Origin of the sequence: Labrys sedimenti (assembly GCF_034424805.1) — a bacterium.
Classification (GTDB): Bacteria; Pseudomonadota; Alphaproteobacteria; order Rhizobiales; family Labraceae; genus Labrys; species Labrys sedimenti.
This window is the reverse complement of the sequence record NZ_JAXOUF010000020.1, coordinates 43,989-55,756: the sequence shown is the minus strand read 5'-3', so window position 1 is coordinate 55,756 and position 11,768 is coordinate 43,989. Positions and strand designations below refer to the sequence as shown.

The 11,768-nt window shown below is 55.4% G+C and carries 13 protein-coding genes and 1 pseudogene; 10 read left to right on the top strand and 4 right to left on the bottom strand.

Annotated features, from left to right (window positions below):
- Nucleotides 1-314: 314 nt before the first annotated feature.
- On the top strand, nucleotides 315-1,193 hold the full coding sequence (locus tag U1R88_RS30010) for a hypothetical protein (RefSeq protein WP_322434582.1): 879 nt from the start codon (nucleotides 315-317) through the stop codon (nucleotides 1,191-1,193).
- Between the two features lie 76 nt (nucleotides 1,194-1,269).
- Entirely contained in the window at nucleotides 1,270-1,764 is a 495-nt protein-coding gene (locus U1R88_RS30005; RefSeq protein WP_322434623.1) for a hypothetical protein, read from the top strand.
- A 171-nt stretch (nucleotides 1,765-1,935) separates the two neighbouring features.
- On the opposite strand, the pseudogene U1R88_RS35735 reads toward U1R88_RS30005, so the two are convergent.
- Nucleotides 1,936-2,040, bottom strand: a pseudogene (locus U1R88_RS35735) (recombinase family protein); the annotation flags it as partial.
- A 162-nt stretch (nucleotides 2,041-2,202) separates the two neighbouring features.
- Here U1R88_RS35735 and U1R88_RS29995 point away from each other — a divergent pair.
- The 3 genes from U1R88_RS29995 to U1R88_RS29985 all read left to right on the top strand — a co-directional run bounded on the left by U1R88_RS29995 (nucleotide 2,203) and on the right by U1R88_RS29985 (nucleotide 4,108).
- Complete coding sequence (locus tag U1R88_RS29995; protein WP_322434581.1) at nucleotides 2,203-2,658, top strand: hypothetical protein; 456 nt, start codon at nucleotides 2,203-2,205, stop codon at nucleotides 2,656-2,658.
- 286 nt (nucleotides 2,659-2,944) lie between these two features.
- Nucleotides 2,945-3,454, top strand: a complete 510-nt coding sequence (locus tag U1R88_RS29990; RefSeq protein ID WP_322434580.1) for a helix-turn-helix domain-containing protein — start codon at nucleotides 2,945-2,947, stop codon at nucleotides 3,452-3,454.
- Between the two features lie 39 nt (nucleotides 3,455-3,493).
- Nucleotides 3,494-4,108, top strand: coding sequence for a DUF3800 domain-containing protein (locus tag U1R88_RS29985; protein WP_322434579.1), 615 nt, complete (start codon nucleotides 3,494-3,496; stop codon nucleotides 4,106-4,108).
- A 440-nt stretch (nucleotides 4,109-4,548) separates the two neighbouring features.
- Here U1R88_RS29985 and U1R88_RS29980 read toward each other — a convergent pair whose 3' ends face one another.
- On the bottom strand, nucleotides 4,549-5,019 hold the full coding sequence (locus tag U1R88_RS29980) for a hypothetical protein (RefSeq protein ID WP_322434578.1): 471 nt from the start codon (nucleotides 5,017-5,019) through the stop codon (nucleotides 4,549-4,551).
- 52 nt (nucleotides 5,020-5,071) lie between these two features.
- On the opposite strand from U1R88_RS29980, the gene U1R88_RS29975 reads away from it, so the two are divergent.
- The 3 genes from U1R88_RS29975 to U1R88_RS29965 all read left to right on the top strand — a co-directional run bounded on the left by U1R88_RS29975 (nucleotide 5,072) and on the right by U1R88_RS29965 (nucleotide 7,872).
- Complete coding sequence (locus U1R88_RS29975) at nucleotides 5,072-5,488, top strand: DUF6173 family protein (protein WP_322434577.1); 417 nt, start codon at nucleotides 5,072-5,074, stop codon at nucleotides 5,486-5,488.
- A 200-nt stretch (nucleotides 5,489-5,688) separates the two neighbouring features.
- Nucleotides 5,689-6,951, top strand: a complete 1,263-nt coding sequence (locus U1R88_RS29970; protein WP_322434576.1) for a three-Cys-motif partner protein TcmP — start codon at nucleotides 5,689-5,691, stop codon at nucleotides 6,949-6,951.
- Nucleotides 6,952-7,098: 147 nt separating this feature from the next.
- Nucleotides 7,099-7,872 (top strand): DUF5131 family protein, encoded by a 774-nt coding sequence (locus U1R88_RS29965; protein WP_322434575.1) that lies wholly within the window; start codon nucleotides 7,099-7,101, stop codon nucleotides 7,870-7,872.
- 221 nt (nucleotides 7,873-8,093) lie between these two features.
- Here the strand turns inward: U1R88_RS29965 and U1R88_RS29960 are convergent, their stop codons facing one another.
- Nucleotides 8,094-8,651, bottom strand: coding sequence for a recombinase family protein (locus tag U1R88_RS29960; RefSeq protein ID WP_322434574.1), 558 nt, complete (start codon nucleotides 8,649-8,651; stop codon nucleotides 8,094-8,096).
- A 225-nt stretch (nucleotides 8,652-8,876) separates the two neighbouring features.
- Here U1R88_RS29960 and U1R88_RS29955 point away from each other — a divergent pair, with 225 nt between their 5' ends.
- Both U1R88_RS29955 and U1R88_RS29950 read left to right on the top strand, forming a co-directional pair.
- Nucleotides 8,877-9,137, top strand: a complete 261-nt coding sequence (locus U1R88_RS29955) for a hypothetical protein (RefSeq protein ID WP_322434573.1) — start codon at nucleotides 8,877-8,879, stop codon at nucleotides 9,135-9,137.
- A gap of 114 nt (nucleotides 9,138-9,251) precedes the next feature.
- Nucleotides 9,252-9,818, top strand: a complete 567-nt coding sequence (locus tag U1R88_RS29950; RefSeq protein ID WP_322434572.1) for a hypothetical protein — start codon at nucleotides 9,252-9,254, stop codon at nucleotides 9,816-9,818.
- A 101-nt stretch (nucleotides 9,819-9,919) separates the two neighbouring features.
- Here the strand turns inward: U1R88_RS29950 and U1R88_RS29945 are convergent, their stop codons facing one another.
- Nucleotides 9,920-11,731, bottom strand: a complete 1,812-nt coding sequence (locus U1R88_RS29945; RefSeq protein WP_322434571.1) for a hypothetical protein — start codon at nucleotides 11,729-11,731, stop codon at nucleotides 9,920-9,922.
- Nucleotides 11,732-11,768 lie beyond the last annotated feature (37 nt).

Genomic DNA, 11,768 nt, shown 5'->3' with positions numbered 1-11,768 from the left:
TTTGTAATGCCTGCTCGGTGTATTTTCGTGCGGAACGCGCCTGCGCAGAGTGCGGAGACCTGTCAAGGCGGTTGTCGCGGGTAAGCCGGCTTGGAGTGGATGTCCAGGTTTGCTCCAAATGCGCGCGGCGAGGGATGGGCACCTGTTCATCCTGCCGACGCCATCGCATCCTCGTGACCGAGGGGGCGATGAGGCTTTGTGCCAAATGTGTCCAGGATGGCAATAGCCAGTGCCGAACCTGTGGTGATGCAATGCCCGCCGGAGGCGGCAAGATCTGCGAAGCCTGCTCGTGGCGCCAGACGTTGAGACGCAAGGTGGCTATCGACCAGGCGGCCTTTGCGGGAACATCGATGGCTGGATTATTCGGTGCCTTCGCCTCTTGGCTCGACAGCGTGACCGGGCCCAAGAAGGCTGCGATCAAGCTTCATCGGTTCCTGCCCTTCTTTCTGGAGATCGAGGGACAGTGGTCGGCGGTTCCGACCTATGAGCAGCTTCTGCAGCATTTCGGGGCGGAAGGGCTGAGACGGGTGCGTCTGCCGATGCGTTGGCTTCGTGAGCTCCACGACATAGTTGTCGATCCCAGGGCGCGTGAAGCGGATTCCGAACGTCGGCGGATCGAAGCGATATTGCATACGCTTGATGATCGACCCAGCCATGCGATACTTGCGAAGGCTTACGTCTCGTACTTGCAAGCACAGCCGCGATCGGCATCGCTGGCGCCGAAATCGCTACGCCTGGCCTTACGCCCTGCCGCGGATATTTTGCTCTTGCTCGAGGCCGACGGGGATCTGCCGGACCAGGCTACAATCGATCGCTATCTCAACCGCAAACCCGGCCACTGTGCCTCGCTCGGCGGATTTGCAAATTTCATGAGGCACGAGAAAGGCGTGGAGCTCGCAGTGAGGGTTGATCGCGCCGAAGTCAGGCGCCTGCAGGTTCGACGGCTGGAGAAGCGCCTCCAGATATTAGCGCAGGCTCCCGAGGAAGTGAACTTGGACGAATGGCTCTCAGTCGCTCTACCGTTGTTCCACGGCCTGCCACGGAATGCTGGTCGTCGAGCGGTTCTGATCGATCAAGAGTATGAATCGGTCCCGGGGGTTCAGGCGGCGCTCGGTGGCCGAACCTATTGGGTGCCCAGTCCTCAGGGATTTGCCGGTTTCATGCGGAGCGGTGCATGGCGGGTAACTGGGTGATTTTGGCCGCATGTTGCTGATCTCAACGCTGTTTCCGAATTCCAGACACTTCAACGCAGCACGAGGAAACATATCCATGACGCAGATCACTCAAATCATGAGCCTTTTGAGCGGCAATTTTCCAGAAATCCTCAAATGGCCGCTACTGATCGTTGGCGTACTGACGCTTGTGGCCGTCGCTACACACAAGATATTCAAGTGCCTCTATGCCCCTGCAACGCGCAAGGGTTTGAGAGCCGTCGGGCGTGCCCTGAACGCCCTGTTTATTGCTCTAGTTGAGTCCGTAATCCCGGAGCGGCCATTGCCGCTTCCGCGATGGTTCGATCGCACCATTCGAGATATCGCCGACCTCTCGATCGTACTGTGCGCTTCGCTGACGGCGATTTCGATGGGGGTGATGACTCTTCAGATCTTCATTGGACTGGCGGTCCATCCCGAGCAGCCGTTTCTCGGTCGTATAGCTGCAATGGGCTTTGCTGCGTTTTTTCTCTGGCTGACCTTGTTTGTAGCCAAGATGGCGGTCGACCACGGACGGTCTCTGTGGCACCGGGGCTTCGGACCCAGGCTCTAAACTCAAGAGGACCCTGGCTCGGCCTGATTGCCATTCAGTAGTCGGGTATGCGGAGGCACGGCCAATGCCAAGTTTGCGTGCAATGGCTGTGGCACCCAGCTTGTCCTGGTCGTGCGATCTCCGAATCTCGGCGGAATCGATGGTCCTCTTCCGTCCGCGATAGACGCCGCGTGCCTTGGCTGCCGCAATGCCTTCCAGTCGCCGTTCGCGCCTAAGATTGGTTTCGAACTCGGCGAAGACCCGAAGCATGTCGAGGAATGCCTTGCGAGGCGACACCCGTGCGCTTGAGGGACATGCGGGCGCCGGTGCCTTTCTGGCATGCGAGTGCGGTGCTCGATAAATTCTATGCCCCAATCCCGCTTATCGGTAGATGGAGGAACTCGCATCTCAGCAACTTAGGGAAATGAAGACCTGAGGCCGGTATCAAGCGGCAAAAAATTGATCGATCTTCTTTTGGGAGCATTTTCGGCCAACATCGCCTGTGACGCCGAGCCTAACAGGGAAAACCTCGAAATCCTCACTGAGGTGATCACGGAGATTGAAAAGTTCATACCCGATCCTTGGGAGCTGCCGATCACCAAAATCGGCTGGCCTTTGGCGTCGCGCCTTCGTTCAGCGGTTGACATGACTGATCGCTTAGAAGCGTTGAAGGAGCACAGCATCCGCCTCTTTGCGGGGGCGTACACGGCAAGCGCGCAGATTCCATACTACGATAGCGAGGATGGTCACATGTGTGTGCTCAGTACCCAGCCATTCAAGCCGGTCAGCGTTTGCCGTGTTGTATTGACCACAAGTGCGTTGGACCGGCTTACCGTTCAGGTCGACGACATGTTCATACCGCCGGCTCCCACGCCGCCGATAACATCTGCCGAAGAGAGTGAAGTCCCATTCTAGCCGAGCCACGCATCCCTATTTGGGCGTAATCTTCACATCACAGCGCCAATCGACCCGAAATTTACGAAACCGCCCGGACATTCGTGACCGGTTGGGGAATGGTCCTCTATTTTCGTGCTTCCCAGCTATGTCCTCTTAACCTCTACATCCTTCTTAAGAAGAGACATTTCGGCCTCCAGGGGTACAGTCGAAAATGACTGGTACCTAGGCGTCAAATATGTCCAGTCAGATACCCTTGAAAAGCTTCTGCGGAAACAACATTCTTTTCTCACAAGGAGAACGTCAGATGCCCGACAAGGATAGCACGACCGAGCAGGAAATCACACTCCCCGCAGCGGGAAAGAAAAAGAGCAGCAGGGCCTCAGCCGAGCGGTGGGGCGACAAGGTAATGGAGCTGGGCTTCTGTATTCTGCCTTCTCTGGTCTTCCGTGCTCAGAGGCGCCTTGGCTTGAGTCCCATACAACTTGCGGTGCTGCTGCAGCTTGCGGATTTTTGGTGGGATGCGGCCCGCAAACCGTTTCCGAAGAAGAGCGATCTCGCCGAGCGCCTGAATCTGAGTGAGCGCCAGGTTCAGCGTCATATCGCAGACCTGGAACTCGCGGGTTACGTACGCAGGATCGAACGCTTTGCGAAGCACCGTGGCAAGATCTCAAATGAATATGATCTGTCAGGCTTGGTGGAGAAACTTCAGGCCCTCGAGCCTGAGTTTCGGCAGGTGGCGGATGAGAACAAGGCGCGGAAGAGGGCAGTGGCGAAGCCGGGTTACAAACCGCCAGTCGCGGAGACGCCGGCATGATTGCGATCAGCATCGCTCTTACAGTGATGGAGCTTTTCTGTGGCCGCCGGACTTAACAAAAAGGTTCTGTGCTTCATTGACGAGTACGGGCAGGCCGGAACCGAGATATTTTATCTCGGTGCCGTCTTTGTCCTCGCTCGGGATGCCGGTCGCCTCGACAAGTGCTTTTCGGACCTGCTCGAGCCCAATGCCAACGAGATTCACGCGGTGGATCTCGATGATCGTTATATTCAGGGACTGATGCAGAGGTTTTGGGCAGAGGCACCTCAAAAGAAGGCCGTTCTGATCAATCAGAAGATACCCTATCGAGTTGGCGAGGCCCCGGTACTGTATGCCCAAGGGGTCGTAGAGACCGTCAAGATCGGTCTGAAGCGATTTCAGAGGGATGTCTTGGGGCGTGCAACCATTGGCAACGTGGATGTCATCACGGATGTCAACCAGCACAATGAGCACCCGTTGTTCGACAGCGAGCTTCGGCGCTCGCAAGAGCATGATGGGCGCTTCAAAGGGGTAAACAGGATCACGCGGGTGGATTCAGCAGCATCCAGATTGCTGCAACTTTCTGATCTTGTTGCATATTCACGCAAATGGATTGTCGCAGGAGATCTCAATGCCGTGGGGCTTCGAGAGAGATACGGCATTCAAATGCCATAGAAATAGAGCCGCCCACGGAAGTGGTGCGGCTCAGGAAACTGAATATAAAGTGTGGTCGGCAACCAAGGCTTTAGGCCTACGGGTAACCACGGCGCTTGCCAAACACGCGGCCTGACCAAGTCGCCTTACTACATATGTAGCCAAAAGCCTTTCTCATTTCAATAGCAGCGAGGAGGCATCTATGTCTCGTAGAAGTAGGACGAGCACGATCTAACGAAAGTGAACCACGCCTGCGACTAGGGGAAAGGTTGAGGAACGGGCTCTCCAATCAGCGACTAGATAGTGCAGCCTGCCTCTCAGTCGTTGCCGCCAATTCAAAGGGCGAAACACCGCGACCGCCAACACCAGGCTTGCATACGATAGCCATAGCCTCCGGCTCCTCCCGCTCAGGCAGTTCCCTCGCCTCCCGGCGTGATGCTCTGAGTTCGAAGCAACGCTATTCAGGCCAGCAGGGAACGCGCCAACTGCTGACGCGCAGGACTATCACCGTAAGCAACCTCGCCGCAGGCTGTACGTGCATATGCCTTCCCCAGTTTTGCCTTCGTGCCGATGAACGCCCGTGGATCGAGATAGACTGAGACCGCTTCGCGGGCTTCGAGGCGACGAGGCCATGGCTTTCCATCGATGATAATCGGTTGCGGGATCGTCGCTCTCACTCCCTTTTGTAGCCGCTGACCGCTGAGCGAAAAACCGACATCGGAAATCGTGACCGAAAAGGAGCTCAGATTGATGACCTCGATAGAGAACATCTGTTCATTGCTGGGTATCGCAAAAGCATGTAATGGACGCACCCGCAGCCGAACGCGTGTCTGGCTCATTGAGTTCCACGTGTTCATAATACCGAGGCCAGCGCCGAGCGTCGCCGCGCCGATTGTTACGATGTCCTTCCAGGGTAGTTGAGTCAGATCCATTCCAGTACCTTACATATGTGTTACTATCGCCCGTCAAACATAAGAGGCTGATGTGGACGATCGTTTCAAGCACCTGACCGGCGCTGCTTTGCCAGACCCAGGACGGTTGCCTCAATTCTCTCCGGTCGCGCTCCCCCCGCCTGCCAATTCGGCCAGATGGATGCATGAGCGCATCATCAAATCGATCATCGAGTTTGAAAAGAAACTCGATGATAAGACGGAGGTCGGAGGGCGCCTCGTCAACTTCGGCGCCAGAGAGACAATTGCCATTGACGATGTCGGCTTTTGGGGCCCTGATCTAGTGATCTTCTATGGAAAAAACGCCGATGGGCATCCCGTCGAGTTGCTCCAGCATGTCACTCAGATCAATGTACTGCTTGTCGCGATACCGGCCGAAACGGAGACACCTCGGCGGATAGGCTTCATTTTGGAGAAAAGATTGAAGCCCACGAAGGAAGAGGAAACCTGAATCGATTGGCCTGGCGGATCTTACCTTAAAGATCGACTATTCACGATCTTACAAATCCCTCAACATGATTCTATGGCTAATATTTTTAGCTGAGAATCCATCTTGGTGGGCTCCAAGGGGGCTTGTGTTTGTTCCACGGTACGCTCATCTAGATGCGTTCCAAGTTGGGTACGGTGTATTCTCAGCCTCTGAGAGGGTAAATGCCGGTCAACAATCGCTATGCATGGAAGATCGGCGAGCCCCTTCCGCTCCTGGGCAAACATAGCGTCGCCAAGCACGAAATCTTTGAGCAGTATGTCGAAATTTATATTGACCGGGTAACGCGCACGCCTAGTCAGAAAATGCTGAACCTGACTGTCGTGGATGGGTTCTGTGGAGGCGGGCTATATCGCCAGGGGCGAAACACAGTCGATGGCTCTCCATTGAGGCTATTAAATGCCGTTGAACGCGCAGATGCCCAACTGAAGAACGCGCGGCTCAAGGGGTTCCTAATCAAGGCGGATTTCTTCTTCGTCGACGAAGCGCCCGAGCACATTGAATTCCTGCGGGAGCAGCTCATTGGCCGCGGCTATCTCGACCGGCTCGACAAGGATATTTTCCTCATCAATTCCCCTTTTGAGGACGCCTGCCCCCAAATTTTTGCGCATATTCAAAATAAAGGTACGGCGCACCGATCGCTTTTCTTCCTCGATCAGTTTGGTTGGAAGGACGTCGCCTTCGCCACGGTCCGCAGCATTCTGACACAATTGCGCAAGCCCGAGATCCTGCTGACTTTCGCCGTCGACGCTTTGGTGAACTTTCTATCGGTGAAGACATCGGAAACTCAGGCGCTGATGGCTATCGACCTTGCACGCGAAGACGTTCGGGCTCTGATGGACATGCGCAGTGGCGAGGGCTGGCGTTATCTCATTCAAAATGGCCTCTATCGCCATATTCGGCAGCGAACCGGAGCCAGCTTCTACACCCCCTTCTTTATACATTCCCGAGAGAGCCGTCGTTCGTATTGGCTCTTACACCTGTCCAACCATCGCCAGGCTCGCGACGAGATGGGAAAGCTCCATTGGCGGATCAACAACCATTTCCAGCATCACGGCGGCGCCGGCTTTCATGCCTTGGGTTTCGACCCTAGCAAGGATCTGCGCCAGGATTTAATGCCGTTCATGTTCGATGACGACGCAAGAAAACGATCCGAGGCTACCGTATTGGAACAACTGCCCGATATGATCCGTGTCGCTCAGCAGCAGGGTTCGGATCTGACACTCGAAGAGCTTTTTACCAGGCAATGCAACGAGACGCCGGTTACGTCGGATATCTTGACGGGCCAGCTACTTTTCCTTCGCGACGAACGTGAACTTTCGATCGTCGACGAACATGGAACGCAAAAACACCGATCGAGACACATTGACTGGACGGATCGCATCATTTTGCCAAGACAGCGTTCTCTTTTCAGCCGACTCGACTGATGGTCCGCTTTTGGTCGTTGTCGCTGAGTCATATTGACGCGCCGGAACGATAACACCCTAAATTTACCGCATGCGGTATAGAATCGCTTTCTCCGAGCTTGGGGCAAGCCTTGGCGGTGCGCCTGGCTATGGCATGAGGGCGCACACATGGCCGAGTCACAGATCGAGTGGACCGATGCGACCTGGAATCCGGTCGCGGGTTGTTCCATCATCTCCTCCGGATGCACGAATTGCTATGCCATGGAGATGGCTCGCCGGCTGGACGCGATGGCCGTCCCGAAATACCACGGACTCACCCGCAGAAGTGGCAAGCGGACGATTTGGAACGGGGTCGTCCGGGAAGATCACGCATCCCTCAAAATCCCGTATGGCTGGAAAAAATCGCGAAAAATTTTTGTCAATTCGATGAGCGACCTCTTCCATCAGGGCGTAAGTGACGAATTCATCGTCGCGGTCTGGAAGGTCATGCGAGAGACGCCGCATCATCACTACCAGATTCTGACCAAGCGCCCCGATCGCATGGCGGAGCTCGTCTCAAGCCGGATTGGTGATGTGCTTCCCAACGTCTGGTTAGGGACGAGCGTCGAGAATGCGGACGTGGTGTCGCGGATTGACGAATTGCGCAAGGTGCCGACTGCGATACGGTTTATTTCGTTCGAACCGCTGATTGGTCCTGTTGGCCCAGTGAATCTTTCAGGAATCCACTGGGCAATCGTGGGCGGTGAAAGCGGCCGAGCGGCGCGGCCAATTCGCGAGGAATGGATCGACGAAATCCATGATCGCTGTCTTCATTATGGATCTGCCTTTTTCTTCAAGCAGTGGGGCACCTGGGGGAAGGACAACAAGCGCCGGTCGAAAAAGGAAAACGGTCGCGAATACCGAGGCATGACCTGGGATGAAATGCCCGTTGCCTTCACCTGAGATCGGACTTTCGAAGGCTCATGCCACCCGGGGTTAAGAGGTTCGTCAAGGATCGTTCTCAGCACCCGCCGGTCCGTTTTTATCGTCCATCGTCAAACCCGACTCGGCAATAGAAGCATAAGCCGCCCTGCTCCCTGCAGCGAGTGTTGCGCAGTATCTGCAAACGGACGGGACGAAGTGTCATTTAGGACCGTCGACCGGTTCGCGGAGCAAGATAATTATCAGATTGAAGAATCGCGCGACAGGATACGGTAGACGGAGGCTCGACCGATGCCCAGTTTGCGCGCTATGGCCGTAGCGCCGAGCTTTTCCTGGTTGCGCAGTTGTCGGATCTCGCCCGGGTCGATGGTTTGCTTCCGGCCTCGGTAGGCGCCGCGGGCCTTGGCGGCTGCGATACCTTCCAGTTGCCGTTCGCGCCTGAGATTGGTTTCAAACTCTGCGAAGACGCCGAGCATGTCGAGGAAGGCCTTGCCACTCGCGGTCGAGGTGTCGATCGGCTGCTCGGTGGCGCGCAGGGCGACGCCTTTGCTCTTGAGGGTACGGACGATGTCCTGCAGATCGCCGATCGAGCGCGCCAGGCGATCGACGCGAGTGACCATCAAGGTGTCACCTTCATGGAGGAAGTCGAGCAGGGTCGCGAGCTCGGTTCGGCCATCCCGACGGGTGCCGCTCTTCTTCTCAGAGCGGATTACATGGCACCCGGCTGCGCGAAGAGCTGTCTCCTGGATGGCAAGGTCCTGATCGACGCTGCTGACGCGAGCGTAACCGTAGGTTGGCATGGAATTGTCTCGCTAGGGTCTAGACCATGCCAAAGTACTGTCTCGAATTGTTTTTCTCAACCCTTGTGAGACGAAATTATCGTCTCGCCCGATTGTCTCGCTGGAGACTACCTAAATAAGACATTTTCGCCTAAGCTCTTTCGCCATCAGATAGCGGGAGCCCCCGAAGGAGGACGTCTCATTGGATCCGGACCATGCTATTGTCCTCCTCTAGGAGGGGAGACAATGACAACTCGATACCTTGGGGTCGCCTCCGAAATGAAGGGTACCGCCGACTATGTCCGGCGATTGGCAGCACATCACGGCGTCACCTACAGACCGGGGCCTGTTGATGTGTGGGCTGACAAGATTACGGAACTATGTGGCGACGAAGTGCAACCTGATGAAATACATGATCTAATCCTGGCCCTGAAACGCCATGCCCTCGTCACTGAGGCTGAGGCAACACAGCTTTATATCGATTATTTCAAAGAGCGTTCATCTTAGCCGACCACGACGGTGTGTCCGCCGGATGTAGCGTGCAAGATATACCAATTTGAAATATACTTATGGCGGGGTCTAGGATCGGCTTGTTGCTCGGAGCCGAATAGGGGGGTCGATATGACAACAGCTGCCGCCTCTGCACCTACGCATTGGAGCTGGGCAATAATAGTCGGAGTTGTGACATTCTTGTCGGGCATTGGTGGAAATTTAGCGACCGAATATTTCAAAACAACCGCGGAAGCGAACGCGGATGTTATGAAAGTCGAAATTGTTGAGGTACGATCAAAAATTTCCGCCACAATCGATGGATCTAATGTACCGAAATCAGAGCAGGATTGTACCAAAGCTATTGAGATCCTGACAAGTTATTTGGATATTTATACATCCGATGCGGCAAGATCCATTATTCGGCTCGGTATTGCACGTTTGGAAAATGTTCGATTGGCTATGAGTAACGCTCAATCCGAAGCGAAAATTGCGGATATATTCGCCAAGCTGCGCACGGCTGCCGAGAGTCAGCCGGGTAAGAAGGTTTGCGAGGGAGGCATTTGCTTCGAAACACTCGATTCAAAGCAATACAAGGATTTGTTGGATGGTCTGACCAAAACTCAGATCGATAAGAAAAATCAAGCGAACACAGATCTTATGGACACCATGAAAACTCTGCAAAAAGGAGAGTTTTGAACCAAAAGCATGTGGCTTCTTGGGGAGGCGGCCATGCGTGCCATTTCGAGTCGCAAGTCGCAATTAATTTGAGCGAGCTGCATCTATTTCGAGAAATGACATTAGTCCAAGTATATTCCCATTTTCTTTAACGCATTCAAGACGGCAGCCTCGCACGGAACCTCATCACTCAACGCCTTTGAGTGCTTGAAAGTATCGGCTTTTCCAGGGCATTCCCGTGCGAAATTCTCGACGATACCCTTCTCGTGGCGTACCCGATTGAGAAAAGTCTTCGTCCATGCCTCGTGCTCGTCCTGCGATCTGAGCATGCAGACCAGACCCTTGAAATTCTCTTCCTTGGGCGGGGCTTCGTCCTTCTTGTTTCTCTTCGCGCGGCGGCGGCGTTGAATCTCGAAGAAGTCAACGCATTTGCCTTGAACATGCATACGCGCCACCAGCACACCGCGCACGATGCCGGCTCGCCGGTCCAGATAGAGCCAATGGCGGATTTCCGATTGGACTCTGTCCGTGCTCAAAAAACGTGAGAGGGAATTTGTCGATGCATCGCTGGTCTCTTGGAAGCCATCCTGAAACGTGAACCATGAGACCGAGCTGATTGCCTTTGGGTATTTTCGCGTGAGGTAGCGCATGGCGCTCCACATGTCCCTCAGGACACCGTGAGACTCTAACGTTGCTCGCATCTGTTGGATATAGGGACCAACCCCCTTGCCATACCCGTGCGGCTTTCCGCCGGCGTAGCTCTCGGCTTCAGCGCCTTTGCTCGGTTGTCCCGATAACACCTCGGGCCGTTGACGGCGTACTGTTCGGACCGCACGTGCTTCTCCGAGGACGACAAAACCGGAGTCTTCCACCTTCACGGATCGAACATCCCTGTCCGGATCTTCGTCGATCAGGCTGACAATTTCCGGGGCCTTAACCAGACGGTGCCTCCCCAGGCCTCTCCAGGCACCATCGAGATCACTCGAAATGCCATTGGTTTTCTCCGATTTGAGGCCATCTCGAAGCCATTGGACCGCGACACCGGCCGGGTCGCTACAGCCAAGGATTCGCAGGCCTAGAAACCCACCCTTGAAACGTCTTCCTTCCACTCTGAGTCTTGCGGGCCCCTGAAACCAGGGTCGGATGTTCACAAACGCAGGGGAGGCGGGACGATTGCTGAAGGCGCTTTCAAGCTCGGCGTAAATCCCACGGACGATTTTGGTCGTGTAGGGATCATATTTGGCATGGGCGAGGAACACACTGTCGCCTTTGGTCAGGTTCCCGGTCGGCCGGACCTTCCAAGCCTCATCGGGCGTCTCGGGTTCTTCGAGAGGCGCGTAAAAGCGATCAGCGCACGTCTCGCCTTGTCCATCCCAGGGATAGGTAGCAAGATCGCGGCGCAGAACGGAGCTGCGGCCGTAGCATCTTGCGAAGAACTCCAGACAAGGAATGATCAGGCGATCTCCGGATCGGAGCGAAAACTCGAGAAGACGATTTCGGTCGTTTGAACCGTATTTGAGCGGATATGCCTCTTGGGGAAACGGAAGCGGGTTGTCCGCTTTGGTTTCGTCCAATAGGGAGGTCAGCCGCCATGATCCTGGCGTGAATTCGGCTTCGAATTCGGTTTTTTCGAGCACAATTGTTTGGGAGCACTGCTGGTCTTTCCACACCGATCCGATACGGACCGCTCCGAGGTCACTGACCGGCACCCTGCACATGACGGTACTCGATCGCGATGCGTCGGTTCCATCCTTGTCTCGTAGCCGCCGGAACTCCACGAGTACCTTGGGTTGGAGGCTCCGCATTTGTGGTTTGCAAAGGCCGCAATACCACCAGGCAATCCACTCCGAGTTGCTTGCCGGAACGCAATCCAAGCGCGTAATGCGCTCGACCGGGCGGACATCGAACAGGGTCTTGGGTATGGCCTCCAACATGAACTCATTGTGCCCTGCATGGCGCCGCCTGTCACCG